The organism is Streptomyces sp. NBC_00872 (assembly GCF_045161915.1).
Classification (GTDB): Bacteria; Actinomycetota; Actinomycetes; order Streptomycetales; family Streptomycetaceae; genus Streptomyces.
Window position 1 is genome coordinate 863,742 of sequence record NZ_CP108806.1, and the last position, 26,178, is coordinate 889,919.

Annotated in this window: 22 protein-coding genes; 10 read left to right on the forward strand and 12 right to left on the reverse strand. The window is 70.6% G+C overall.

The window, feature by feature from the left end; genetic code table 11:
- Positions 1 to 27: 27 nt before the first annotated feature.
- On the reverse strand, positions 28 to 2,100 hold the full coding sequence (locus OG214_RS03735; RefSeq protein ID WP_363085648.1) for a SpoIIE family protein phosphatase: 2,073 nt from the start codon (positions 2,098 to 2,100) through the stop codon (positions 28 to 30).
- Positions 2,101 to 2,180: 80 nt separating this feature from the next.
- Positions 2,181 to 3,263 carry a DUF6777 domain-containing protein gene (locus tag OG214_RS03740; RefSeq protein WP_382857703.1) on the reverse strand — a complete coding sequence of 361 codons (1,083 nt, stop codon included), beginning with the start codon at positions 3,261 to 3,263 and terminating at the stop codon, positions 2,181 to 2,183.
- 169 nt (positions 3,264 to 3,432) lie between these two features.
- On the opposite strand from OG214_RS03740, the gene OG214_RS03745 reads away from it, so the two are divergent.
- Both OG214_RS03745 and OG214_RS03750 read left to right on the forward strand, forming a co-directional pair.
- Positions 3,433 to 3,642: a hypothetical protein gene (locus tag OG214_RS03745; protein WP_405983755.1), complete on the forward strand. Its 210-nt coding sequence runs from the start codon at positions 3,433 to 3,435 to the stop codon at positions 3,640 to 3,642.
- On the forward strand, positions 3,639 to 4,190 hold the full coding sequence (locus OG214_RS03750) for a DUF1990 family protein (protein ID WP_405983756.1): 552 nt from the start codon (positions 3,639 to 3,641) through the stop codon (positions 4,188 to 4,190). The genes OG214_RS03745 and OG214_RS03750 overlap by 4 nt, the downstream gene beginning before the upstream one ends.
- Before the next feature lie 78 nt (positions 4,191 to 4,268).
- On the opposite strand, the gene OG214_RS03755 is transcribed toward OG214_RS03750, so the two are convergent.
- The 5 genes from OG214_RS03755 to OG214_RS03775 form a co-directional block, all read right to left on the reverse strand.
- Positions 4,269 to 4,439: a hypothetical protein gene (locus OG214_RS03755; RefSeq protein WP_363086094.1), complete on the reverse strand. Its 171-nt coding sequence runs from the start codon at positions 4,437 to 4,439 to the stop codon at positions 4,269 to 4,271.
- Positions 4,440 to 4,662: 223 nt separating this feature from the next.
- A complete protein-coding gene (locus OG214_RS03760) occupies positions 4,663 to 6,063 on the reverse strand; it encodes an SDR family NAD(P)-dependent oxidoreductase (protein WP_383032835.1) in 1,401 nt (466 codons plus the stop codon).
- 278 nt (positions 6,064 to 6,341) lie between these two features.
- Positions 6,342 to 7,043 carry a GNAT family N-acetyltransferase gene (locus OG214_RS03765; RefSeq protein ID WP_405987419.1) on the reverse strand — a complete coding sequence of 234 codons (702 nt, stop codon included), beginning with the start codon at positions 7,041 to 7,043 and terminating at the stop codon, positions 6,342 to 6,344.
- A gap of 218 nt (positions 7,044 to 7,261) precedes the next feature.
- Positions 7,262 to 8,182, reverse strand: coding sequence for an NADP-dependent oxidoreductase (locus OG214_RS03770; RefSeq protein ID WP_405987420.1), 921 nt, complete (start codon positions 8,180 to 8,182; stop codon positions 7,262 to 7,264).
- A 227-nt stretch (positions 8,183 to 8,409) separates the two neighbouring features.
- On the reverse strand, positions 8,410 to 9,750 hold the full coding sequence (locus OG214_RS03775) for a tetratricopeptide repeat protein (protein WP_405983757.1): 1,341 nt from the start codon (positions 9,748 to 9,750) through the stop codon (positions 8,410 to 8,412).
- A 234-nt stretch (positions 9,751 to 9,984) separates the two neighbouring features.
- On the opposite strand from OG214_RS03775, the gene OG214_RS03780 reads away from it, so the two are divergent.
- Entirely contained in the window at positions 9,985 to 10,440 is a 456-nt protein-coding gene (locus tag OG214_RS03780) for an ATP-binding protein (protein WP_405983758.1), read from the forward strand.
- 172 nt (positions 10,441 to 10,612) lie between these two features.
- A complete protein-coding gene (locus tag OG214_RS03785) occupies positions 10,613 to 11,137 on the forward strand; it encodes a hypothetical protein (RefSeq protein WP_405983759.1) in 525 nt (174 codons plus the stop codon).
- A 65-nt stretch (positions 11,138 to 11,202) separates the two neighbouring features.
- Here the strand turns inward: OG214_RS03785 and OG214_RS03790 are convergent, their stop codons facing one another.
- Positions 11,203 to 13,776: a PA14 domain-containing protein gene (locus OG214_RS03790; RefSeq protein WP_405983760.1), complete on the reverse strand. Its 2,574-nt coding sequence runs from the start codon at positions 13,774 to 13,776 to the stop codon at positions 11,203 to 11,205.
- Between the two features lie 195 nt (positions 13,777 to 13,971).
- Here OG214_RS03790 and OG214_RS03795 point away from each other — a divergent pair, with 195 nt between their 5' ends.
- From OG214_RS03795 to OG214_RS03815, 5 genes are all read left to right on the forward strand, one after another.
- Entirely contained in the window at positions 13,972 to 14,997 is a 1,026-nt protein-coding gene (locus OG214_RS03795; RefSeq protein ID WP_363084832.1) for a LacI family DNA-binding transcriptional regulator, read from the forward strand.
- A 156-nt stretch (positions 14,998 to 15,153) separates the two neighbouring features.
- Positions 15,154 to 16,245: an ABC transporter substrate-binding protein gene (locus OG214_RS03800; RefSeq protein ID WP_405983761.1), complete on the forward strand. Its 1,092-nt coding sequence runs from the start codon at positions 15,154 to 15,156 to the stop codon at positions 16,243 to 16,245.
- 1 nt (position 16,246) lies between these two features.
- Positions 16,247 to 17,761 carry a sugar ABC transporter ATP-binding protein gene (locus OG214_RS03805; RefSeq protein WP_405983762.1) on the forward strand — a complete coding sequence of 505 codons (1,515 nt, stop codon included), beginning with the start codon at positions 16,247 to 16,249 and terminating at the stop codon, positions 17,759 to 17,761.
- A complete protein-coding gene (locus OG214_RS03810; RefSeq protein WP_405983763.1) occupies positions 17,754 to 18,719 on the forward strand; it encodes an ABC transporter permease in 966 nt (321 codons plus the stop codon). The genes OG214_RS03805 and OG214_RS03810 overlap by 8 nt, the downstream gene beginning before the upstream one ends.
- Positions 18,716 to 19,855, forward strand: coding sequence for an ABC transporter permease (locus OG214_RS03815; protein ID WP_405983764.1), 1,140 nt, complete (start codon positions 18,716 to 18,718; stop codon positions 19,853 to 19,855). The genes OG214_RS03810 and OG214_RS03815 overlap by 4 nt, the downstream gene beginning before the upstream one ends.
- Before the next feature lie 127 nt (positions 19,856 to 19,982).
- Here the strand turns inward: OG214_RS03815 and glgC are convergent, their stop codons facing one another.
- From glgC to OG214_RS03830, 3 genes are all read right to left on the reverse strand, one after another.
- Positions 19,983 to 21,200 carry a glucose-1-phosphate adenylyltransferase gene (glgC, locus tag OG214_RS03820; RefSeq protein ID WP_363084395.1) on the reverse strand — a complete coding sequence of 406 codons (1,218 nt, stop codon included), beginning with the start codon at positions 21,198 to 21,200 and terminating at the stop codon, positions 19,983 to 19,985.
- A gap of 11 nt (positions 21,201 to 21,211) precedes the next feature.
- Positions 21,212 to 22,393 carry a glycogen synthase gene (gene glgA / locus OG214_RS03825; RefSeq protein ID WP_405983765.1) on the reverse strand — a complete coding sequence of 394 codons (1,182 nt, stop codon included), beginning with the start codon at positions 22,391 to 22,393 and terminating at the stop codon, positions 21,212 to 21,214.
- Positions 22,394 to 22,598: 205 nt separating this feature from the next.
- The gene (locus OG214_RS03830) at positions 22,599 to 23,459 is read right to left on the reverse strand and encodes a (2Fe-2S)-binding protein (RefSeq protein ID WP_405983766.1); all 861 of its coding nucleotides are present in this window, start codon (positions 23,457 to 23,459) and stop codon (positions 22,599 to 22,601) included.
- Positions 23,460 to 23,688: 229 nt separating this feature from the next.
- Between OG214_RS03830 and OG214_RS03835 the strand changes: the two genes are divergently transcribed.
- Positions 23,689 to 24,750, forward strand: coding sequence for a DMT family transporter (locus OG214_RS03835; protein ID WP_405983767.1), 1,062 nt, complete (start codon positions 23,689 to 23,691; stop codon positions 24,748 to 24,750).
- Here the strand turns inward: OG214_RS03835 and OG214_RS03840 are convergent.
- Positions 24,631 to 25,962: a transglycosylase family protein gene (locus OG214_RS03840; protein ID WP_405983768.1), complete on the reverse strand. Its 1,332-nt coding sequence runs from the start codon at positions 25,960 to 25,962 to the stop codon at positions 24,631 to 24,633. The two genes, OG214_RS03835 and OG214_RS03840, sit on opposite strands and share 120 nt — an antisense overlap.
- Between the last annotated feature and the right edge of the window lie 216 nt (positions 25,963 to 26,178).

The window sequence follows — 26,178 nt, forward strand, 5'->3', positions numbered from 1 at the left end:
ACCTATGTCCCACGGTGTGACGGCCGTTCAGGGTGATGGCCGGTCCGGGACGATGAACTCGCACCAGACGCATTTCCCGCTGCCGCGGGACTCCACCCCCCATACGTCGGAGAGCTGATCCACCAGCAGCAGCCCCCGGCCCGAGACGCCCGACTCACCGGCGTCGCGACGGTGCGGCAGGGTGCTGGAACGGTCCTCCACCTCGACCCGGAACCGTCGCTCCGCGCCGGACAGCACGCGTACGGTCACGATCGCCCCGTTCTCCGTGTGCACCAGCGCGTTGGTGATCAGCTCGTCCGCCGCCAGCTCGATCTCGTCCGCGCTCTCCCTGGCACCCCAGGCGCCCACCGCCGCCCGGATCATGTGCCGGGCGGTGCGCAGACCCTCCGGGTCGCCCCGGGAGACCTGCTGCCGGAGCCGGCCGCCGGGGCTCGGGGCGCGTGCGCCGCCGCGCCGCAGCAGCAGTACGGCGACATCGTCGTCACCGCCGCGCTCGTCCATCACCGCGCACAGCCGGTCGGCCAGTATCTGGAGGTCGCGCGGTCCGTCGCGGACCAGCGCGGTCAGCAGCCGCATCCCGTCGTCCAGATCGGCGCCGGGCAGCTCCACCAGACCGTCGGTGTAGAGCATCAGGGTCTGGCCCGGGTCGAGTTCGACGGTCTCGACCGGATAGTCGAGCTGTCCGAAGAACGCCGAGAGCCCCAGCGGCAGCCCGCCGGGTACGGGCAGTCTCCGGCAGTGGCCGTCGATGTCCCGGATCAGCGGATCGACATGACCGGCCCGTACGAGCTGGACCACCCCGGTCGACAGGTCGGCCTCCGCGTAGGTGCAGGTCGCGAAGCGGTCGGTGTCCAGTTCATGGAGGAAGACCGAGGCGCGCGCCATCACGGTGGCCGGCGCGTGCCCCTCGGCCGCGTAGGCGCGCAGGACGATACGGAGCTGGCCCATCACGGCGGCCGCGTGGGTGTCATGGCCCTGTACGTCCCCGATCACCGCCCCGACCCGGCCGCCGGGCAGCGGGATGACGTCGTACCAGTCGCCCCCGATGTCCCTGCCGAGCCGGGCGGAGCGGTAGCGGACCGCGATCTCGGCGCCGGGCACGGCGGGAATCCGGCGCGGCAGCATCGCCTGCTGGAGCCCTTCCGCCAGATCGTGCTCCTGCTCGAAGAGGACGGCGCGCTGAAGGCTCTGGGCGATGCTGCTGCCGAGGGCGACCAGCAGATTGCGGTCCTCGGCGGTGAATCCGTCCTTGTCGCGGTAGAGCAGTCCGAGCGCCCCGATGGGCCGTGCCTGCGCGATCAGCGGCAGATAGGCGGCGGCGTTGATACCGAGTTCGCTGATGTGCGGCCAGAGCAGCGGGTAGGAGACGGCGAACTCCTTGGCGGACTCGATGAAGCGGGGAGCCAGTGTCCGCACCACCTCGCTCATCGGGTAGCCCTCGTCGATCCTCGTCACGCGGGTGCCCGGCACATAGGAGCCCTCGGGCCCCTCGGCGACCAGATGGATACGCCCCGACTCCAGCAGACCCATGACCAGACTGGTGGTGCCGAGCTGCTCCAGACCGCCGGACTCCTTGAGTACGTCGATGACGTCCTGGACGGTCCTGGCGTGGGCGAGCGCGGCGGCGGTGCTCTCGACGACACTCGTCCGCACCCGCCGTACCGCGGCCAGTTCGCTCCGCGCGGTGGAGTCGGCCAGTTCCTGGACGGCGTCGCGGACGATACCGATGACGCGCGTCGCCCGGCCGTCGCCGTCGCGGAGGATGCTGCCCTGGGTATGGGTCCAGCGCAGGGTCCCGTCCCGCAGCCGGACCCGGAAGTACGCGCCGTATCCGGTGCTGCCGTCGCCGAGCGCCCGCGACACCACCGCGTCCAGCCGGATGCCCTCCTCGCGCGGGACCCGGGGCCCCAGGCTCTCGGGCCGGCCGTCGTACTCGTCGGGCCGGGTACCGAGCACATCGAGGGCGGTCTCGTCCAGATACAGCAGTCCGCTGTCGAGGTCCCAGTCGAAGGTGCCCATCCCGTTGAGCGAGAGGCTGATGTCCGGCTGGGCGGGCCAGTCGTCGGGGAGCGACAGCAGCCCCGCTGCCCGTTCAGCCATGGAGACACTCTGTCATCATTTGTCGGATTCTTCGACCGGTCCCGTCAGGCCTGGAACGTCCCCTCTCCCGTCCCCTCACGTCAGCCGTGAAAGGAGATGGGACCGATCAGCAGGCCCTGCATCTGCTGCTCGTCGGCGTCCGCCCCGGAGCCGCCGTCGGGCTGGAGATCGGGCTGCGCGTCCGGCTGGGACGGGGGTGTGAGCGGCCCGTCGCCCTGCCGGGGCGGCCCGCCGGGCGCCCGCCCCGGAGCCGGCGCCTCGGGAGCCGGGGCCTGCCGGGGTCCCCCGGGAATGCCCGAGGACGGCTGCTCCGGCGTCCTGACGACATTCGGGTCCGTGATGTCGGCGTCCGGGCCGTAGGCGGGGGTGGCCCCGGGACGTCCGTCGGCCTCGCCATGGGTGCCGGTCAGCCGCTCGATCCAGTCGTTGTTGACCGTGTCGACGAGGATCAGACTGCTGAGGGGCTGGGTGGTGCGGTCGATGACGACGACACGCTCGGGCCGGTATCCGGGCCATGGATTCCCGCGATGGGTCATGGAACCCTGCGCGACGATCGGCGGACGCAGCGGGCTGCCGCCGGTGCAGCGCACCCTCGGCAGTCCATGACCGTCCACCAGGACGGCGGTGCCCGCCTGGAGTACGGACTGGAACTCGGCGGCGGCGCCGTCCCGGAAGCCGTGGTTCGACATCCGGATGTCGGCACGCAGGAAGACGGGTGTGAGACCGCGCAGGAATTCCGGCACGGACTCCTGGCCGACCCGCGCGCCCTGGGCGAAGGCCCCGGCCTTGACCTCGTCCTCGGTGAGCAACTGGATCTGACGCTCCACATCACAGCTGGAGACGGCCTGGACTCCGCCGTAGAGACCGGCCGTGGAGCCGGGCAGAGCACGTGCCGTCCGCCCGCTGCCGCTCTCGTCGTACGAGTCGTCGCCCTCCGCCTCCGGAGAAGCGCCGGTCCTGGCGGCGCCCTTGGGCGGGTCCATGGCGGTCGACGGGGTGAACGGGTCGGGGCCCTGGTCGTCGGCCCGCTGGAAGTACAGCTCGTTGACCTGGGGACCCGACGTGTTCTCGCCGCCGCCGTCCCCGCCGCAGCCTGCTGTGATCAGAATGCCCGCGGTCAGCGCGGCAAGCGTGGCATGCCGACGACGGTTGGGTGAGCGCACCGTGATCTCCCGCCTCTTCCTCCATGGATGTCCTCCTTATGTCTGCCGGATGGTCGGCGCCCCCGCAAGCGGGAACGAGGCGGGCGGGCCGGGGACTTGAACCCGTTCAAGCGACGGCATAGGGTGATCACGAGACTTGAACACGTTCAAGTCCAGAGGGCGGTGAGGGATGTCCGTGCTGGTCAGCCCGATCATGGCGGGTGGCGCGCCGTCGGTCACACCGGGCGAGCCGCGTCCCGTCGAGCTGTCGCGTATCCCCGTCGCATCGGGTCCGCCCCGACTACGCCGCCGGTGGCGCCGGCCCGCCGTGCGCACCGGCACCGCGCGGGGCACCCGCCGGGAGCACCCGCGCGTCCTCCGTGAGGAGACCACCGTATGAAGCCCGTCCTTCCCGCCCGGTCACGGCCCGCACCGGACGGCGGTGCCTTCAGCTACCGCGAGGTGGGCGCCACCCGGCTCGGCCCGCTCCCGGAGGGCTATCACCATCTCCACCACCGCGTCAGGATCGGCCGGGGCCGTGCGGTGTTCGAGGCGGCCGGGACCGCCGTCACCACCTGGCGGCTGCACCGCGCGGCGGGCGCGCGGATCCGGGCCGGATCACCCTGGGCGGAGCCCGGCACCGGTGTGGAGGTCTCCGCCGGGCTGGGCCCGCTGCGGCTGCGCGCCCCGTGTCAGGTGGTCTGGACGGCGTACGAGAGGGACCGCACCGGCTTCGCGTACGGGACTCTGCCCGGCCATCCGGAGCGCGGCGAGGAGTCGTTCGTGGTCGATCTGCGCGAGGACGGCTCGGTGTGGTTCACGGTCATGGCGTTCAGCCGCCCCGCCCGCTGGTACGCGCGGCTCGCGGGGCCGCTGGTGCCGGTGCTCCAGCTCGGCTACGCGCGATGGCTGGGCCGTACGCTGCGGCGGATCGCCGCCGGGGGCTGAGCCGGCGGAAGAATCTCCGCCGGACGTGAGACGTCCCGTACCCCGGGTTCACGGGGGTACGGGACGGACGGTGTCCGGTCAGTCGATACCGGGCAGGATGTGCGGCTCCGCGAGGTCGTCCTCGTATCCGGCGAGCCGGATGGGAGCCGATCTGGCCCACACTTCGAGGTTGCCGATCTTCTCGGGGCCTGGCTTGGACTTGTCGGCCTTCGCCGGTCTTTCTTCCTGCTTGGTCGGCTTAAGTGTCACCGCGCACTCCTCTGCGTCGTGTAACTCTGGGACAGGGGCAGTTCCGTCGCGGTGTCGCCGTTTCAGAGACGGGACCGCGGCCTTGGTGGTGGGCCTGTCCCAGGGGCGGCCGTGGGGATGGTGTATCCCGTGCGTGGCCGCCCGTACCTCCCAGAGTAACCAGATGAGCGGCTCGGCGCTCTCCCGGGTTCACGTTCTGGTGATGTTCCGGTCGAACGGCGGATCACCAGTTGGCAGGTGCGTAGTCCTTGAGGAAGCAGCCGTAGAGGTCCTCACCGGCCTCGCCGCGCACGATCGGGTCGTACACCCGGGCCGCGCCGTCGATCAGGTCCAGCGGGGCGTGGAAGCCCTCGTCGGCGAGACGCATCTTGTCCGGATGCGGGCGCTCGTCGGTGATCCAGCCGGTGTCGACGGCGGTCATCAGGATGCCGTCGGACTCGAACATCTCCTGGGCGCTGGTACGGGTGAGCATGTTCAGCGCGGCCTTGGCCATATTGGTGTGCGGATGGCCCGCGCCCTTGTAGCCGCGGCTGAAGACACCCTCCATCGCGGAGACGTTCACCACGTAGGCGCGCTTGGCCTCGGCGGCGGCCATCGCCGGACGGAGCCCGCTGATGAGGATGAACGGCGCGGTGGAGTTGCAGAGCTGCACTTCGAGCAGTTCGACCGGGTCGACCTCGGAGACCGTCTGCACCCAGCTGTTGGTGTCGTGCAGATCGGGTACGAGCCCGCCCGCGTCGATCGCCGTGCCCGCCTCGATCCTGGCGAGCGTGGCGGAGCCGCCGACCAGGGCGAGCGAGGTGATGTCGGAGGCGCTCAGGGCCTCGGCGCCGGCGGCGGGCAGCACGGCCTGGGCGCCGCTGCCGAACGCGCCGATCACCTGCGAGGCCGGGAGCTCCCCTGCGGGCAGGGGCGCGGACTCGGCGGCCAGCAGCTCGCGGTACGCCTGCGGGGAGCGGCGTACCGTCTGCGCGGCGTTGTTGATCAGGATGTCCAGCGGACCCTCGGCCGCGACGGCGCCGACGAGGGCGACGACCTGCGCCGGGTCCCGCAGATCGATACCGACGATCTTGAGCCGGTGGATCCAGTCGTCGCTGTCCGGCATCGCCTTGAAGCGGCGGACGGCGTCCGCCGGAAAGCGGGTGGTGATGGTGGTGTGGGCGCCGTCGCGCAGCAGCCGCAGCGCGATGTACATGCCGATCTTGGCCCGGCCGCCGGTGAGCAGCGCGCGCTTGCCCGTGAGGTCCGTACGGGCGTCACGGCGGGCGCGGTTCTCGGCGGCGCAGGCCGGGCAGAGCTGGTGGTAGAAGGAGTCGACCTCGGTGTAGCGGGTCTTGCAGATGTAGCAGGAGCGGGGGCGCCGGAGTATGCCCGCGATCTCCCCGGTGACCGAGGAGGAGGGCAGCAGGCCCTGGGTCTCGTCGTCGATGCGCTCGGCCGAGCCGGTGGCGGTGGCCTCGGTGACGGCCTTGTCATGGGCGGTCTTGGCGGCCCTGCGCTCCTGGCGGCGGCGCTGCTTCACGGTCCGGTAGACACCGGCGGTGGCACGCCGGACCGCGATCGCGTCGGGGTGGTCGACGTCCAGCGAGTCGAGTTCGTCCAGCACGCTCAGACAGACGGCCATACGCTCGGGGTCGATACCGGGGCCGTACTCCTCGGTCCCGTCCGGCGACTCCGGCTCCGGGATCCCGTCCCGCGCGGAGGATCCGCCCTGTACCGGGATCCCGCCATGGACGGGGCTCTCGCCGTACGCGGGGCCGTCCTCTGTCACCGTCATCGCCGCTGCCGTTCCTCGATCACTTGTACGCCTGAGTCCCACATGGGGGTATTTACCGACCTTGCGGACATCCCCGCAGGTCAGGAGCATACCGATGGGGTGGGAGTCAACAAAATCCCGCCATCTTATCCGGTCGCGGCGTGCCGGTGCTCCCTCTCCAGGACCTCCGGGACGCGCACGGCGAGGAAGGCCGTCTCCTTGCGGAGCCGGAAGCCCAGGGACTCGTAGAGCCGGATGGCGTTCGTGTTGGAGGCGGCGGCGTGCAGGAAGGGCGTCTCGCCCCGGGCGCGGATCTCATGGGCGACGGCCAGGACGAGCCGTGCCGCGAGCCCCTGCCCGCGGAACTCCGGCGCGGTGCAGACCGCGCTGATCTCGGACCAGCCGGTCGGACGCATCCGCTCCCCGGCCATCGCCACCAGCGCGCCCTCGCGGCGGATGCCCAGATAGGTGCCCATCTCGACCGTGCGGGACAGAAAGGGTCCCGGCTGGGTGCGTTCGACCAGGTCGAGCATCTCCGGCACATCGGCGGGACCGAGGCGCACGGTCTCCGGATCCGGTGCGGCGGTCACCCCGGCGTCCACGAGCTGGACCCCGCCGGCCCGGAAGGTGACCTCCCAGCCGTCGGGCGCGGGGCCGTCGAAGCCCACGAGACCGAGGGATCCGCCGGGTCCCGCGAGGGCGGCGGCGTCGGCCCAGTCCCGCGCGCCGGGGTCCTCGGGCAGGGCCGCCCACAGCGACACCTCGGTCGGATAGCGCAGCAGCCGGCCGCGCCGCTCGGCGAAGTGGGCGTGCGGCCCGGTGAGCGCGGAGCGTACGGGCTCGTCCAGCGGATGCCGGCGAGGCCGCCGGCCGGCGGGCCCGGGAGCGGCGGTACGGGCACCGGGCGTACGGGAATCCGGCGTACGGGGATCGGGGGTACGAGGGCTCGCAGTACCGGGATCCGGAGTCAGGGGGGCGGGTGGCAGGGGATCCGGCGTACGGGGCCCCGAGGGCCGGGAATCCCGCATATGCGGCTCGGTGGGACGCGGTGCGGAGGGACGGGTGCTCACGCGCCGACCTCGATCACGATCTTGCCCTGGACATGTCCGTCCTCGACCGCGCGCAGCGCCTCGTCCGCGCGCTCCAGCGGGAAGGTCCTTGTCACATACGGCCGCAGGGTCCCGCTCACCACGAGCTTGGCGACCTCGTCGAGGACCTCGGCGGTACGGGCCCGGACGACCGCCGCGCCGCCCAGCTCCGGGACCGTGCCCTTGTCGGCCGCGCTGATCAGTCCCTTGGGGTCGGTGAGCACTTCGGCCGCCTCGCGCAGGGCCGGTCCGCCGACCAGGTCCAGGACCGCGTCGACACCGTCGGGCGCCAGGGCCGCCACCCGCTCGGCGAGACCGGGCCCCGGGGGTACGTGGACGGCGCCCAGGGACTCGACGAACTCCTTCTTGCCCGCGCTCGCCGTACCGAGGACCCGGATACCGAGACCGCGCGCGATCTGCACGGCGGCCACACCCACTCCCCCGCCCGCGCCGGTGATCAGCACAGTGGCGCCGGACTCCAGATCGAGCTGGCGCAGGGCGTCGTACGCGGTCGCCGCCGCGACCGGCAGCGCGGCCGCGTCCGTGAACGAGAGCGCTTCGGGCTTGTGCGCGGCGACCTCGACCGGAAGCAGGGTGTACTCCGTGTAACCGCCGGTGAGGGTGGAGCCGAAGACCGCGTCCCCGACGGCGAAGCCCGCCACCCCCGGGCCGATCGCCTCGACCACACCCGCCGCCTCGCTGCCGAGGACGGCGGGCAGTTCGGCGGGGGCGGAGCCGGGCCGGCGATAGCCGTTGCGCAGCTTCCAGTCCACGGGGTTGACGCCTGCCGCGCGCACGGCCACCAGAAGCTGTCCGGGACCGGGGCTGGGCACCGGCAGATCGGCGAAGGTCTCCACCTCCGGGCCGCCGTGCTCGGTGAAGACATACGCCTTGGAGATGGCCTGGGACATGAAAGTGGACTCCTCGTTCCGACCGATGGCACCGGTGTCGCCACCCGGGACAACAGAGTGTCCAAGGCGGATCGGCGGACCACTATTCCCGGGCTCTCATGCAGGGGAAATAGAGGGGGCCATCGGTGACGAGGAGGGGACGCCGGGCGGTTGGGGCGGGGCCCGGAGCAGGCGCGAAGCTCGGGGCTGCCGGTGTGGGGGCTCGCGTCTGCCGGTCAGACGCTCAGCGTTCTGGGGACGACCAGGCGTGCGCGCTCGTAGAGGTCGCGTGCTAGATGATTCTTGAGATGCGGCCTTACCAGTCGCAGTAGGTTGCGCATTCGCTGATCCGCTCTTCCTGATTGGACGAGCGGATAGTCGTCCAACGCGCTGTGCCAGGTGGCGCAGGCCGCTTCCAGATGTCCGATCGCGAACTGGCGCTCGGCGAGAATTGTTCGCTCTTTCACACGCGTACGTCGATAGATGTCGTACCGCAATTTATCAGACTGCTGCATCGCTTCCACCGCTCCTGCCACATCACCCAGCTCATACCGGACTTGACTGGTGTGGTAGTTCAAGGCCGCCGGATCATAGGAACCGAAGGTTCTCTGCTGGGACTCGGCTTTGTCCATGGCGACTTCGGCTTCCCGCAGATACCGCAGGGCGTTCGAGCGCTCTCTGATCTGCGCCGACGCGTGCGCTTGCTGCCCGGCCAGGAACGCGCGCATCCGTGGCCCCGCCTGCGGGGAAGCCGCAGCGGCGGCATCTGCAAGCCTCATCGCGGCCTGTCCATGACCCAGGTCAACGGCCTGGACACTCATTCCCCGCAGTGTGGTGCAGTAGGTGAGATGGTCCTCCGATGCTCCGGCCAGTTCCAGCGCCTTCAGATAATACCGCTGGGCCAATCCATGAATGCCCTCGTCAACAGCCATGTATCCGGTGAGGTAACACAGATCGGAGGCCGCCGACATCATCGCTCTGCGGACCTCCTCCGGAGCATCTGCCTTGAGGTAGGGGGCGACCGTGTTCACAAGGAACGCCGCCGCCATCGGCCGGGCGTGCCGGCCTCCGAATTGATCGTCCAGTTCGGATACGCGTTCCGTCATGGCGATGACCATGTCGACTTCGGCCATCCCTATACGTTGCGTCCTTCCGGTCTGGACGGCCTCCATCCGACCGACGACGTCCGGCCAGTTGGGGACGGTAAGGGCGACAGAGAAGAGAGTTGCTCCGACAACACTACGGCGAGATGGGGCCATGTCCTGCTCTCCCAGATCGATCAGCCCCTCCACCGTACCCGGATACGCGTTCGACTCCTTTAGGGGTGCTGGAAACCCTGCGTCGGCATGTGTGATGGGACGGAGCAGCCTTCGGGTGAACGCCTCAAGGACGAGTGGCCGTACGCCTTCCCTGGGCATGTGTCCCCGCAGCCACTGATGGACTGACGGCTCTCGGTACTTGAGCGGCGTTCCTCGCTCGGTCCCGATGCGGTTGACCTCTTGGGCGAGTTGGCGCAGGGTCCACCCGCTCTCGCGATACAGCCGCTCAAGCGCCGTATTCGGCTCCGGTGCCTTCACTCGCCAACTCCCCGTGCGGATAGCCCTTAAAGCTCTTAAGTCCTGACGCTGTAACCAGCGTAGCGCTGTGCGTAGTCATCCAGTTGCCTGGAGCGAGAAGGGAAGGGACTTGGCCACACGACGAGTCGGCTCCGTGGATCCGCATATGTGCCCCGCGTGCGCTCAGCTTCAAGCCCTTCTCCGGTCGGCCAGTCGTACGAAAGAGGGATTCGTCTCAGATGGAGGGCGCGTGACATGTACGAGAACTGTCGGCAGAACCCAACGAACAGCACCATTGTGCTGCGATGGAGTCGGGATCCGCGATGCGTCGCGTCCGCACGGCTGGAGCTGCGCAAGGCGCTGGCCGATTGGGGGCTGTCCGTGCTGGAGGATTCGGCGGTCCTGATCCTGTCCGAACTGCTCAGCAACGCGCGGCTGCACGCCAGGGTGACGCCGGAACAGACCATCGAGACTCGCTACTTCCGCAGGCCGGGGGGTTTGCGGGTCGAGGTGCACGACGCGTCGCCCGTCTGCCCCCAGCCGCGCACTCCGGACCCGGAGTCGTGCGACGGGCGCGGACTGCTGCTCGTGGACGCACTGGCGGACGAGTGGGGAGTGGCCGAACGGAGCGGGTCGGGGAAGATGGTCTGGGCGTGCTTGTCGGTGCAGGGCGCGGCGTCATCGCGGGACGGGGGGTCAGGGCGTGACTGACCTGTCGGCAGCAGAGGCTGAACGATCGCCGCTGGGCGCGTTTCCGCGGCCGGACATCGTGCCGTACATCGCTTTCTGGTCCTCTGAGCACCGGCCTCCGGGTGTGGTGATCGTGAAGGGGCCGGGGATCGCGTATGCCGATGAGGGGCCGTATGAGCGTGACGACCTGGGTGTGTTGTGGAAGCGAGTGGGGTGGAGTCCGGGCAAGGGACGGCCGGAGTTCGGGCGGGTGCATTTTCTGCGGCAGCGGCGGGCGATGCGGAAGCTGTTGTGCCAGATCTGCGGTGGGCCGTCGGACCGTACCGGTGAGGGGACGTTGTGGCTGGTGGGGGAGAACGCGGACGGGCCGGAGTTGTGGGAGCCGGGGTATGTCACGACGCATCCGCCGGTGTGTGTGCCGTGCGCGGCGACGTCGGTGGGGGTGTGTCCGCACTTGCGTGAGCGGTATGTGGCGCTGCGGGTGCGGACGTTCGTACCGGCGGGGGTGCACGGGGCGGTGTACCGGCCGGGCGGGGCGTTTCCGGTGGCGTACGACGCGGACGGGGTGCCGTTCGAGAGCTGGCGGCTCGGATGGGTGCTGGCGGCTCAGCTGATCATGGAATTCCATGAGTTCACGGTGGTGGACCTGGAAGCGGAACACGCCACCTACCTGAAGCGGGTGGAGGCACAGGAGACGGCGTGTGGCGACCGCCGATGACGGGGCCGTGACCCCGGCCCGCCCGGCGCGCGGGCGGGCCGGGGCAGCCGGCCGGGTCGGCCGGATCAGGAGGTGGCGCACTCCATCGACGCCGGGTCGGAGGCGTCGCGTATCAGTGCGTCATGAGCCGCCTTGAGCCGCTTCGCGTCGGGCTTCAGCACCCTGCGGTCATAGGTGAGCAGCCCGTTCAACTCGCCCTCCACATCGGAGATCTGGGTGTAGACCGCGCCGTTGCCGCCCCGGCAGGCGAGCGTCCTGACGGTGTCGAGGTGGGCCAGATACTCGTCGGTGTACACGGTCTGGTCGACGCCGACATAGGTGTGCTGCACCGGCCAGGCATGACCCGGCACCGCGAGTCCGAGTCCGCCGTACTCACCGCTGACCAGTGCCCGTCCGCCGCCGGGCGCGGGCAGTTGCGGGCTCGGATAGCCATGGGCGTCGGCGATGTCGCCGTTGCCGCCGTCGACCGCGCCGCAGCAGTTGAGGCCGCTCATATTGTTGATCAGCCGGGTCGGGTCCCAGGACTTGGCCTGGTCGGCGACGCGTGCCTGGTCGTACTGGCCCCAGCCCTCGTTGAAGGTGACCCACATGACCACCGATGGGCTGCCGCTGTGCTGGTCGATCATCTCCTTCATCTCGTGTTCGTACTGGGCGCGGGAGGCCGCGTCCGGGGTGATCGTGTTCATGGCCGGCATGTCCTGCCAGACCAGCAGTCCGAGCCGGTCCGCCCAGTAGAACCAGCGGTCGGGCTCCACCTTGATGTGCTTGCGCACGGAGTTGAAGCCGAGCCGCTTGTGCGTCCTCAGGTCGTACGCCAGCGCCTCGTCGGTCGGCGCGGTGTGCAGTCCGTCGGGCCAGAAGCCCTGGTCGAGGGTGGCCATCAGAAAGACCGGCTCGCCGTTGAGGACCGTACGCGGCGCTCCGTCGACCGTCTCGACGCCGATCGAACGCATACCGAAGTAGCTGCCGACCCGGTCCTTCCCCGCCGTCACCTCCAGCCGGTAGAGATACGGATCGTCGGGCGACCAGAGCCGCGGATCACGGACGGGCACCCGCAGTGGCTCTCCGCCGCGGCCGGTGACCGTGCCCACCTCGCGCCTGCCCTCGTACGCGGTGGCCGTGACCGGCACACCGTCCCGTATCCCGCGCACCTCGACGGTGAGCCTCTCCCCGGGCACATCGGGGGTGAGCTTCAGGGACTCGGCGTGGTCGGGTGCGACCGGCTCCATCCACACGGTCTGCCAGATCCCGGAGGACGCGGTGTACCAGATACCGCTGGGGTCCAGCCGCTGTTTGCCGACGGGCGGGTTCTCGCCGTCCCTGGAATCGGTCGGATCGTAGACGCCGACGATCAGTTCCTGGGTGCGGCCGGGCCGGAGCGCGTCGGTGACATCGGCGGCGAACCGGTCGTAACCGCCCTTGTGCTCGGTGACCTTGGTGCCGTTGACATAGACCTCGGCCTGCCAGTCGACGGCGTCGAAGTTGAGCTTCAGCCGCTTGCCGTCGCCGATCCGCCAGTTCGTCGGGACCGTGAAGGTACGGCGGTACCACATCCGGTCCTCGTGCCGTTCGACTCCGGAGAGCCGCGACTCGACGGGGTACGGGACGAGGATCTTCTCGGGGAGTGTTCTGCCGACGGGCGGGCTCTCTCCCCGCTCGGCGGCGGCGAACTGCCACTGCCCGTTGAGGTTCTGCCAGGCGTCACGGGTCAGCTGCGGCCGCGGGTACTCGGGATGGGCGTTCCCCGGTCCCACGTCCTTGGCCCAGGGGGTGGTGAGCTGGTACTCGGAGGTGTTGGGTCCGCTGCTCCAGAAGGCCGCGACGGCCTTGCCCTGCCGTGCGGCGAGTCCGCCGGTTCCGTCGTAGCGCAGATCCGCGGTGCCGCCCCTGCCGACGACCGGCTCCTTCAGGCCCACCAGCAGCCGTCTGGCATCCGCGGGATCGGCGGTGACCGTGGTCAGCGGCCAGGCCGCGCCACCGATGACCGCGCTGAGATGGGCGGCGAGCCCAGCGGGCGGCGGGGCGAGCGGCTGGGCGAAGTCCAGCCTCAGGGTGCGGCCGTCGGGCAGTACGGTGGCGGCGAGGGCGCCGTCGTACGCGAAGCCGTCGGGCAGCCGGAAGGCGGACTGGGGGACCGGCCGTTCCGTACCACCGGGCTCGGTCCACCTGAGATGCAGATTCGAGCCGCCGTAGTGCTCGAAGTACTCCACCTTGATGTCGTAGGACTGACCTCCCGTCAGCTCGACGGGCGGGGACGTCTGTTCGTTCTCCCAGTCGTCGACCCAGTGGTCGATGGTCAGCCGGCCGCCGACCCAGAGCCGGAACCCGTTGTCGCCGATCATCGAGAAGGTGTGCGGACCGGTGGTCTCCGGCACGATCTTCCCGGTCCAGCGCACGGTGGCGTCGTCCGCCCGTCCCGTGGTGGCGCTCAGCCGCGGATCGAGGTTGCCGAAGTCGATGGCGGGGTCGAAGACGGTGGCCTTGAGTTCATGGAAGTCGAAGGCTCCGGGAGCGGACTGGGTGTAGTACTCGCCCTTGAGGCCACGGGCCTCGGCCGGGTCGTCCACGGCCGAGGCGGCGGGGGCCGCGGTGAGTCCCGCGGCGGCGAGCAAGAGGGCCAGTTTTCTTCGGATGCGCACAAGTCCTCCTTGAAGCTGAGGGTGGCGGCTCGTTGCGACGGTCTGTACAACGTTGGAAGGAACGGCAGTTGGCATGACAGCACGCCGTTCCTTCACTGTCCAGGGTCCTGACCGAGTCGGGACCGGCACCGTATATAACGTTGTACAAACTGGGCGGGGGCGGACCCGAGGGACCACCCCGGAGGGGAAGTGCCGATGAACGTCAGCCTCAGGGATGTCGCGGAGCGCGCGGGCGTCTCCATCAAGACCGTGTCGAACGTGGTCAACAACTACCGGCATGTCACGCCCGCGATGCGGACCCGGGTCCAGCGGGCGATCGACGAGCTGGGCTACCGGCCGAATCTGACGGCTCGTCACCTCCGCAAGGGGCGTACGGGCATTCTCGCGCTGGCCGTGCCCGAGCTGGGCAACCCGTACTTCGCCGAGCTGGCGGGGGCGGTGATCGATGTCGCCGCCGAGCACGAGTACACCGTGCTGCTCGACCACACCGGGGGCCGCCGTGAGCAGGAGCTCCTCGTCAGCCAGGGGTTCCGGGCGCGGGTCATCGACGGGCTGATCCTGAGCCCCATCGAGCTGGAGCCGGAGGATCTGCTCGGGCGTGACCACGACGCTCCGCTGGTGCTGCTCGGCGAGCGGGAGTACGACCTGCCGTACGACCACATCGCGATCGACAATGTCGCGGCGGCCAGGACCGCGGTACGGCATCTGCTCGCTCTCGGCCGCACCAGGATCGCCTTTCTGGGAGCCCGTACGGACCGGGTGAACGAGCCCTCGCACCTTCGGCTGCGCGGCTGGCGTACGGAGCTGACGGCGGCCGGGGTCCCCGCGCCGGACTCGCTGGTCGCGCCGACGGGCGGCTGGGACCACGCGGACGGCGCGGCGGCGATGGCGCGGCTGCTGGACTCCGGCGAGCTGCCCGACGCGGTCTTCGCGTACAACGATCTGATCGCGATCGGTGCCATGCGGGTGCTGTCCGAGCGCGGGCTCCGGGTACCCGAGGATGTCGCGGTGGTCGGCTTCGACGACATCACCGAGGGCCGCTACGGCATGGTGACCCTGACCACGATCTCACCGGACAAGCAGACCATCGCCCGGCTCGCCGTGCAGTCGCTGGTGGAGCGGCTGCGGGACGGTGCGGAGGTCCGGGAAACCGCGTCGGCGCGTGAACTCCGCGCGGATTTCACCCTGGTGGAGAGGGAGAGCACTCGCGGCGGACGGTGACCGTGCCCCGCCGCACCGTTGCGGCAGGAGGGGTTTACAGGTCTCGTACAACGATGTAAAAACCTTCCGAACGATCTCAACGCACCAACTGACCGTACGAGTTGGCCTCCCGTGGGCGCTCAGCGCGCCGGGGCCGCGCCGAGATGGGGTTCCGCCATGAAGTCTTCCGCGTTCCGCCGCACCACGACCACGACCGTTCTCGCCGCCGGCCTCACCGCCGCTCTCGCCCTGACCGGATGCGCGAAGACCGAGGACGACGCGGCCGGTGACACGTCCTCCGCCGCCGGGGGCGACACGGGCCAGATCGTCGCCACTCCCGTCCCCGGAGGCGGCGAGACCTGCACCGTCGAGCAGTTCGGCGGCACGAGGACCGATCTCGCCACCGCGACCGTCGGCTTCTCCCAGTCCGAGAAGGAGGCGAACCCCTTCCGGATCGCCGAGACCGCCTCGATCAAGGCGGAGGCGGAGAAGCGGGGCGTCAAGCTCCTCACCGCCAACGCGCAGACGCAGTTCTCCAAGCAGATCAGCGATGTCCAGGATCTGATCGCCAAGGGGGCCGACCTGCTGGTGATCGCCCCGCTCAACTCCGACGGCTGGGGTCCGGTGCTGCGCGCGGCGGCGGCCAAAAAGATCCCTATCGTGACCGTCGACCGGAAGATCAACGCGACGCCGTGCGAGGACTATGTGAGCTTCATCGGCTCGGACTTCGTCGAACAGGGCAGGCGGGCCGCGGACCGGATGATCGAGGCGACCGGCGGCCGGGGCGAGGTCGCCATTCTGCTCGGCGCCGCGGGGAACAATGTCACCACCGAGCGCACCATGGGCTTCAAGGACCGGATCAAGGCCGAGGCCCCCGGTCTCCGGGTGGTGTTCGAGCAGACCGGTGAGTTCGCCCGGGAGAAGGGCCAGCAGGTCACCGAGCAGCTCATCCAGTCCAACCCGGACATCACCGGGATCTACGCCGAGAACGACGAGATGGGCCTCGGCGCCGTCAACGCGCTGAAGGGCGCGGGGAAGAAGCCCGGTGACGTCAAGATCGTGACCGTGGACGGTACGCGCAACGCGGTGCGGGGCATCGTCGACGGCTGGATCTCCGGGGTGATCGAGTCCAACCCGCGCTTCGGACCGCTCGCCTTCGCGACCCTCGACGCCTTCACCAAGGGCGAGAAGGTCGCCCAGGACATCGTCATCCAGGACAGCGCGTACACGGAGGAGAACGCGAAGTCCGGTCTGGGCAAGGCCTACTGACATGCTGTCGGTCAGCGGACTGACCAAGTCCTTTCCCGGTGCGCGGGCCCTGGACGGCGTGGATCTCACCGTCGGGCCCGCCGAGGTCCACGCGCTGATCGGGGAGAACGGCGCCGGCAAGTCCACCCTGATCAAGGTGCTCACCGGGGTGTACCGGCCCGACGAGGGCGAGATCGTCCTCGCGGGCCGGCCGGTACGGTTCGCCACCCCGCTGGAGGCGCAGCACGCCGGGATCTCCACCATCTACCAGGAGGTCAATCTCGTCCCGCTGATGAGTGTGGCCCGCAATCTGTTCCTCGGGCGCGAGCCCCGCGGCCGGCTCGGGCTGATCGACTTCCGCCGGATGCACCGCGAGGCGGACGAGGCGCTGCGCGCGCTCGGGCTGCGGGTCGACGTACGGCGCCCGTTGCGCTCGCTCGGTGTCGGCGCCCAGCAGATGGTGGCGCTGGCGCGGGCCGTGGCGGCCGACGCCCGGGTGGTCGTGATGGACGAACCCACCTCCTCGCTCGAACCGCGCGAGGTCCGCACCCTGTTCGAGGTGGTCAGGACGCTCAAGGGGCGCGGGATCGCGGTGATCTATGTCAGCCACCGGCTCGACGAGCTGTACGAGATCTGTGACACCGTCACCGTGCTGCGCGACGGCAGACGGGTGCATACCGGCCCCCTCGCGGAACTCGACCGGCTGAGGCTGGTGTCGCTGATGCTGGGCCGGGAGATGGCCGAGGTGCGCGGCGAGGGCCGCACCAAGTTCACCGGGGCCCGCCGGACGGACGACGAACCGGTGCTCGAAGCAACGGATCTGACGATCCGTCACTCACTGCGCGGGGTGTCCGTGCGGGTCCGCCCCGGTGAGGTGGTGGGGCTCGGCGGACTGCTCGGCTCCGGCCGCAGCGAGACCGCCAGGGCCATCGCCGGGGCGCTGCCGGCCGACTCGGGCCGGGTGCTGGTGGCGGGTGTGCCCGTACGGACCGGCTCCACGCCCGCCGCGATCAGGGCGGGCATCAGTCTGCTGCCCGAGGACCGCAAGGCCGAGGGCATCGTGCCCGGACTCTCCGTACGGGAGAACATCGCGCTGGCCGCGCTGCCCGGACTCGCCCGCTTCGGTCTGGTGGACGACGCCCGGATCGACCGGGTGGTGGACACCTTGGTGAAGCGGCTGCGGATCAAGGCGTCAGGACCGCATCAGAAGGTGGGCGAGCTGTCCGGGGGCAATCAGCAGAAGGTGCTGCTCGCCCGGTGGCTCGTGATGCGGCCCAAGGTGCTACTTCTGGACGAACCCACGCGGGGCATCGACGTCGGCGCCAAGGCCGAGGTGCAGGGCCTGATCGACGAACTCGCCGGCGAGGGGCTCGGGGTGCTGCTGATCTCGTCCGACATGGAGGAGCTGATCGAGGGCTCGGAACGGGTCGTGGTGCTCCGGGACGGCGCGGTGGTGGCGGAGCTGACCGGGGCCGAGGTGACGGAGGAGCGGCTGCTGCGCGCCATCGCCTCGGAGGAGGGGGGCCACGATGACTGAGCTGGCGGCGGCCCGGCGCGTACCCCTGGACCGGGCACGGGCGCTGGCCTTCCTCCAGGAGTACGGCGTCTACGCGGGCGTGGCCGTGCTGCTGCTGGCCAACACCCTCTTCACCCCGCACTTCCTGTCCGCCGAGAACTTCCGCACCCAGGCGGTGCAGGTCGCTCCCGTACTGGTCGTCGCGCTCGGCATGGCGCTGGCCATCGGCAGCGAGGGAGTCGATCTGTCGGTCGGTTCGGTGATGGCGCTGTCGACCTCGCTGCTCTCGCTCTATCTCGGCTACGGCCCCTGGATCGCGCTGATCGCGGCGGTGGCCGGCGGCGCGGCGGTCGGTCTCGCCAACGGCTCGCTGATCGCGTTCATCGGGGTGCAGCCGATCGTGGCGACCCTGGCCCTGATGGTCGCGGGCCGCGGGCTGGCGCTGGTGCTGCTCCCTCAGCTCAAGGACGTACGGGACCCGGGACTGGCCTCGCTCGGGTCGGGCGATCTGCTCGGCGTCCCCTATCCGGTGCTGATCGCGGCCGTGCTGGCGCTCGCCGTCGCCTTCACCGTACGGCGCACCACCTTCGGTCGGCAGCTCCTCGCGATCGGTGACAGCCGGCCGGCGGCGAAGCTCGCCGGGCTCCCGGTGCGCCGGGTGCTGATCCTTGTCTACATCTGCTCGGGCGTGCTCGCCGCCATCGCCGGAGTGCTGGCCACGGCCCGTCTCCAGGCGAGCGATCCGACCTCGCTCGGGACGCTGATGGAGCTGTCCGCGATCACCGCCGTGGTGGTCGGCGGCACCCCGCTGAGCGGCGGGCGGATCAGGATCGGCGGCACGGTGGCGGGCGCCGTACTGATCCAGTTGCTGACCGCCACGCTCATCAAGCACGATCTGCCGCCGTCCTGGACGCAGATCGCCCAGGCCGTGGTGATCGTGCTGGCGGTCTACGCGGCACGGGGACGGGGGAAGCGATGACCACGGTGGAGACCGGGAAGGGCGGGACGAGCGGTACGACCGGGAACGGCGGGACGACCGGGAACGGCGGGACGACCGGGAACGGCGGGAGGAGGGCGGGGAAGGACGGGAGGGCCGTCAAGGCCGGGAAGGGAGGGAAGGGCGGTTCCGCGCGGGTGACGGAGGAACAGCCCGGCGCGGGCCGGGCCGAGCGGCTCAGCGCGTTCGCACAGCGGCACGGCGCTCTGGTGACGCTGATCCTGGTGGCGCTCGCCGCCTCGATCGGCTTCGACACCTTCGCGACCGGCGACAATCTGGCGAACATGGCGGTCTCCTCGGCGTTCCTCGCCGTGGTCGCCCTCGGCATGACCTTTGTCATCATCACCGGCGGTATCGATCTCTCGGTGGGCTCGCTGTTCGCACTCGGCGGGGTACTCGCCGCCTGGGGTTCCCGGTACGGCACGGCCGTCGCGCTGCTTCTGCCGCTCGCGGTCTGCGGGGCGATCGGCCTGGTCAACGGGTTGCTGATCGCACGGGCCCGGCTGGCGCCCTTCATCGTGACGCTGGCCGCGATGCTGCTGGCGCGCGGTGTACTGCTGTCGGTCACCGACGAGGGATCCACCACCTATCTGGTGGACGAGACGTCCTTCTTCGCCCGGCTCGGCCAGGACACACTGCTGGGAATCGGTGTACCGGTGTGGATCACGGCGGCGCTCTTCGTGCTGGGCGCGGTCGTGCTGCGCCGCAGCCGGTTCGGCCAGTATGTGTACGCGGTCGGCGGCAACGAGGACGCGGCGGCCCTGATGGGCGCCCCGGTGGCCCGTACGAAGATCGCCGTCTACACCCTCTCCGGGCTCTGCGCGGGACTCGCGGGGGCGCTCAACGCGGCCTGGCTGGTCTCCGGGGTGACCATCCTCGGCGCCGGTCTCGAACTGGAGGCGATCTCGGCCGTGGTCATCGGCGGCACCCTGCTGACCGGCGGTTTCGGCTTCATCAGCGGTTCACTCGTGGGCGTCCTGCTGCTGAAGGTCATCCAGAATGTGATCAACCAGATCGGTTCGCTGGACTCGGCGTACCAGCAGGTCGTCAGCGGAGCGTTTCTCGCGGTGGTGGTGATCGCCCAGACCTGGCTGGGCCGGCGGCGCCGGATGCTCTGACCGGTACGCCTGTACGGCCGGTCCGCGGCGGACCGGAAGGGGTGCCGCCCGGATCGCCGGGCACCCCTTCCGGTCCGGCCAAGTCAGGTCAGGTCAGGTCATTCCGGGCTGGGCAAGGCAGGGCCGGTCAGACGACCCGCTGTCCCTTGCCCAGGGCGATGACCCCGTTCCCGGAGACCGTGTACAGCTCCCGGTCGCGCCCGGGATTGACACCGATCGTCGCGCCGGGCGGCACATCCACGTTCTTGTCGAGGATCGAGCCGCGCACCACCGCCCCGCGCCCGATCCGTACGTTGTCGTGCAGCACGGAGCCCTGGACCACCGCGCCCTCCGCCACCACCACACCCGGCGAGAGCACGGAGCGGGTGACCTGGCCGCGGATCACACACCCGGGTCCGACGATGGAGTCGCTGGCGATCCCGCCCGCCACGAAGCGCGCGGGCGGCAGCTGGCCGGGATGGGTGTAGATGGGCCAGCGGCGGTTGTCGAGATTGAACACCGGCTGGTGCGAGATCAGATCCATGTGCGCGTCGTAGTACGAGTCGAGCGTGCCCACATCGCGCCAGTAGCCGTGCTCCCTGGGGGTCTCGCCCGGCACATGGTTGTCCTGGAAGTCGTAGACCTGGGCCATCCCCCGCTCGGTGAGCATGGGCAGGATGGAACCGCCCATGTCGTGCACCGAGTTCTCGTCCTCCGCGTCCCGGTGCAGCGCGTCGACGAGAACCTTGGTGGTGAAGAGATAGTTGCCCATCGAGGCGAAGACACGGTCGGGGTCGCCCGGCAGGCCCGGCGGATCGGACGGCTTCTCCAGGAACCGTTCCACCTGGGTGCCGTCCGAGGCCGGGGTGATGACCCCGAAGGACGAGGCCTCCGCGCGCGGCACCCTGATCCCGGCGACGGTGACACCCGCGCCGTTCTCGATGTGCTGCCGGAGCATCTGGCGCGGGTCCATCCGGTACACATGGTCGGCGCCGAACACCGCGATGTAGTCGGGCTGTTCGTCATGGACGAGATTGAGCGACTGGAGAATGGCGTCCGCGCTGCCCAGATACCAGCGCGGGCCCAGCCGCTGCTGGGCGGGGACGGGTGTCACATAGTTCCCGAGGAGACTGGACATCCGCCAGGTGGTGCTGACATGGCGGTCCAGCGAGTGCGACTTGTACTGCGTCAGCACACACATCCGCAGGATGTCGCCGTTCACCAGATTCGACAGGACGAAGTCGACGAGGCGGTACGTACCGCCGAAGGTCACCGCTGGTTTGGCCCGGTCCGCGGTGAGCGGCATCAGGCGCTTGCCCTCGCCACCCGCCAGTACGATCCCGAGCACCGAAGGTCCGCCACGCATCGCCGCTCCCTCTATTCGGACTTGAGAAGCTCCTGGTACACCTCGTACGTACGGCGGGCGACCCGGTCCCAGCCGAACGCGCCGACGGCGCGCTCCCGGCCCGCCGCCCCCATCCGCGCCGCCGACTCGGGATCGTCGAGCACCCGGTTGAGGGCCTCGGTGAGTCCCGACTCGAAGACCTCCGGATGGCGTTCGTCGTACGGCACGAGCAGTCCCGTCGTCCCGTCGTCCACGACCTCGGGGATACCTCCGACCGCCGAGGCGACGACGGCCGTTCCGCAGGCCATGGCCTCCAGATTGACGATACCGAGCGGCTCGTACACCGAGGGGCAGACGAACACCGTGGCATGGGTGAGGAGCTGGATCACCTCGGGGCGCGGCAGCATCTCGGGAATCCAGTGGACACCGTCCCGGGTCCGCCCAAGCTCCTCGACCAGCTCCCGGAACTCCCGGCCGATCTCGGGGGTGTCCGGGGCGCCCGCGCAGAGCACGAGCTGGGCGCCGGGGTCGAGCGCGCGGGCGGCGCGCAGCAGATGCGGGACGCCCTTCTGGCGGGTGATCCGGCCGACGAAGAGCACATAGGGCCGCTCGGGATCGAGACCGATCCGGTCCAGTACGGCGGTGCCGTGGTCGGGACGGTAGAGCCGGGTGTCTATGCCGTTGTACACGACATGCACCCGGGCGGGGTCCAGCGCGGGATAGCAGGCGAGGATGTCGTCGCGCATCCCCCGGGAGACGGCGATGACCGCGTCCGCGGCCTCCACGGCCGTACGCTCGGCCCAGCTCGACAGGGCGTAGCCGCCGCCGAGCTGTTCCGCCTTCCAGGGGCGCAGCGGCTCCAGGGAGTGCGCGGTCACCACATGGGGGATGCCGTACAGCAGCTTGGCGACATGGCCGGCCAGATTGGCGTACCAGGTGTGCGAGTGGACCAGCTCGCGCCCGTCGAGCGCCGCCGCCATCGACAGATCCACGGAGAAGGTGCGCAGGGCGTCATTGGCTCCGTCGAGTCCGGGGGCGGCCCGGTGCCGGACCACTCCCCCGGGCCCCGCCGGTACGGGCTCCCCGCCCGCGCCCCAGCAGTGCACTTCGAGATCGGTCAGGGAGCGCAGCTCCCGGGCCAGGAATTCCACATGGACGCCCGCGCCGCCGTAGACGTCCGGCGGATATTCGCGCGTGAGCAGGCCGACTTTCACGCCATCCCCCGTTCTCGCCCTAGGGCCTCTCGTTTGGGTCTTGCTGGGCTCGCGTGCCCTGGCACCGCGCCTCGCCGCGTTGCCGTCGGTCGCCTACGCTCCGCGTGGACTCCCTCCTCCGCCTTGCGATCCACGGCACCAGCCCCCGCTCCCTCACCCAGCCAGATCCAAACGAAAGACCCTAGCGGTCGCAGCCCTGTCATGGTCACCCGGATTCGGCCTGGACGGAAGAGCGCGACGGCGGCCGGTCGAAGACGCAGTCCCCGCAGAGCCCGCCCGCCGGGCAGCGGTAATAGAGACAGCAGCTGCGCCGTCTGAAGGATCCGGCCACCGTGGCACCGGTGGCGCGCAGGTCGGGATGGCCGAAAAGCTCCGCCGCCAGGGCGCCGGTCCGCTCGGCCACCCCGGGCCGGCCGTTCCGTTCTCCCCAGGCGCTCAGCTCCCGGGCGGCGCCGGCGAGGGCGGAGCCCGCGTTGCCCCACAGCAGCCGGGGCGAGATCCGTCCGTCGCGCCGCAGGGCCTCGGCGAGCGGTACGAGATGGCCGTACTGCACCACCTCGCGCACGCTCGCCGCGGTGGCGGGCAGCGCCCGCGCCCCGGTGACGGCTCCGCTCACGGCTTCGGTCACGGCTTTGGTCACGGCTTTGGTCACGGCTGGGGGCCCGGCCACAGCTCCGGCCGTGGACCCGGTCATGGCTCCGGCCGGGGGTCCGGTGAGGACGAGATCGTCGGGCGAGGTGAGATCCGGGTCCCAGTACAGCCCGCGCGGATCCAGATCGGGCACGGCGCCCGCCAGTACGGCGCCGCCGAGCGCGACCGACCAGAGCCGGGCGGCGAGACCGAGCTGTGCGACGGAGGCGGCGATCCGGCGTTCGGGAGCGCGCAGCCGGGCCGCGACCCTCTCGACCCGCGCCGTCAGCGGGGCGTGGTCACCTTCGTACACCTGGGCGAGCGGAATGTGCGCGCCACCGGGCGCACCGGTCCGCAGGGCGAAGAATCCGCCCACGGAGCCGATCTCCGCCAGTGCCACGGAACCGATACGGTCCGGCGGGTCCTGCTGATCCACTCTGCTCCCTCTCCCTCACTGTCCGTGATTTTCTTCCCGGGGCCGCCACGGCCCGCGACCGGTCCCGGCGTACCCGGATCATCGTCGCCCATGGCCATCCATCCGGCGCTGACCTGGGCGACCCTCCATGGGAGGACATCCTGTTCCACCTCGTACTACGACAGCAGTACGCCGGATTGACCTCTCCAGGACGACGCCCTGAACGCACGAACGAGAGATCGTGGGAGGCATGAGTGCCCTCGCGCTGTCCGTGCTGCTCTCCCTGGTCTCCGCGGTCGCGTACGCGACCGGCGCGATCCTCCAGGAGCGGGTCGCGGCGAACACCCCCGACCGCCCCTACGCGCCGCTGCACCACGGGGTGTGGTGGGCGGCCGTGGTGCTGAACGGTCTGGGTGCGGCGCTCCATGTCGTGGCGCTGGCGTACGGGCCGCTCAGCCTGGTCCAGCCGCTCGGCGCGCTCACCATCGTCTTCGCCCTGCCCATGGCGGCGCTCTTCGTGGGCCGGAAGGCCGGCCGCGTGGCCTGGCGCGGCGCGCTCATGGCGAGCGTGGGGCTGGCGGGGCTGCTCGCGCTGACCTCGGGCAGCGACGCCCGCACGCTGGACGGCGGGGAGCGGCTGGTTCTGGCCGCGGCCACGCTGGGCGGAGTGGGTGTGCTCTTCCTGGCCGCGCAGATCGTGGGCCGGCCGGCCGTACGGAGCGTGCTGCTGGCGGGCGCGGCCGGTGTCGCGTTCGGTATCGCCTCGGTCTTCACCAAGACGGTCACGGTGGACTGGACCTCGGACACACCGAGCGTGCGGCTTCCGAGCCTGCTGATCATCGCGGTCCTCGCGGTCGGCGGGCTGCTGCTCTCCCAGGCGTCCTACCGGGGCGCGGGGCTGGCCGCCCCGCTGGCGACGGTGACCGTCATGAATCCGGTGGTGGCCGCGACCGTGGGTCTGACGCTCTTCGGTGAGCAGTTCCGGTACGGCGTGCTCGGTACGGTGCTGGCGCTGGGGTCCGGTGTGGTCGCCGCGGGCGGGCTGATCATGCTCACCACGGAGCGCCTCGGGGCCTCGCGGGCGGGCGGGCCCGGAGCGCCGTCGGCCGCCCAGGGGGCCTCCGGGCACCCGGGCCGTCCTGGACCGGCCGGGGCAGGCGGCAGCACGGTGTCCCCGGCCCCGGACGCTCCCTCAGAGCCTGACGCCCATGGCCCGCAGATAGGCGAGCGGATCGATGTCGGACCCGTAGTCCGGCCCCGTACGCATCTCGAAATGGAGATGCGGTCCCGTACTGTTACCGGTCGATCCTGACCGCGCGATCCGCTGGCCGCCGCCGACCTGCTGGCCCTCGCGCACATTGAGCGCGGAGAGATGCGCGTACTGGCTGTACTTGCCGTCCTCGTGCCGGATGACGATCTGATAGCCGTACGAGCCCGCCCAGCCGGCCGAGACCACGCGTCCGGCGGCGACGGCCTTCACCGAGGTGCCGGTGGGGACCGGGAAGTCCACACCCGTGTGGTAGCCGCTGGCCCAGGAGCCGCTCTGGCGGTACTGGGTCCCGGTGGAGGCGGAGACGGGGGCGGTGGCCGCGGCCGTTTTCGGCTTCTCGGCGCGGGCCGGCGCCTTGGCCTGCTGCTTCTTCTCCGTCTGCTTCGGCTTCTCGGCCTGCTTGGGCTTCTCGGCCTGCTTGGGCTTCGCCGCCGCCTGCCGGGGCTTCTCCGGCTGCTTCTGCTGGACCGTCTGCTTCGGCTTCTCGGCCGGTGCGGGCTTCGCCTTCTCCTCGGGCCGCGCGGTGCCGCCGCCCTTCGGGGGCGCCAGGACATGCAGGACGAGCTTCTGGCCAGGGAAGATCAGATCGGGGTCGGTGCCGATGAGCTGACGGTTCTCCTCGTACAGCCGCTGCCAGCCGCCCTTGACGGACTCCTCGACGGCGATCGCGGAGAGCGAGTCCCCGCGCGCCACGGTGTAGCCCTCGCGCTGGGTCGGGACGGTGGTGGGCGACGCGGGCTTCTTCTGCCGGGTCTGCTCGGTCTGCCGGCTCTGTTCGCTCTTCGTCCTGAGCGGGCCGCTCGTCCTCTCGCTCGCGGCCTGGGGCGCGTTGCCGCCGTCGCCGGTCCGCTCGGGGCCGATGTCCGGCGCGTCGCCGCCCCGGGTCAGTCCGGCCGGGCCCGAGCAGTTGGGCCAGGCTCCGGGGCCCTGCCCCTTGAGCACCTTCTCCGCGACGGCGATCTGCTGGTCCTTCGTGGCCAGATCGGCGCGCGGCGCGTAGCTCCCGCCGCCGTACGCCTCCCAGGTGGACTGGGTGAACTGGAGCCCGCCGAAGTAGCCGTTGCCGGTGTTTATCTGCCAGTTGTTCGTCGACTCACAGGCCGCGACCTTCTCCCAGACGTCCACCGACGCCCCGTGCGCCGACCCCGCGGCGATGAGCGGCAGTGCCATCCCCGCTCCGCTCGCCGTAACGGTCAGCGATGCGCGGTTGATTCGGCTCGGCTGGTACCTGCGGTGCCGACCGTTTGCGGCCATGACTGGGCTCCCCCACTGGCTGTAGGACACGTCGCAACCGGACAACTTACGGGCTGGGTACGCACCGTGACAAGACCTCAACTACCGGCGACAGCAACCCGGTTCGGCCGACCGGTGTCCTGCCCGGTCGGCGGCCGGGACCGGGTCCGCCATTGACAGCGCCGAGGCCCGCCCGCGAGTCTTGGCCGAGCCAGTGGGAGAGCGCTCTCCCGCTGG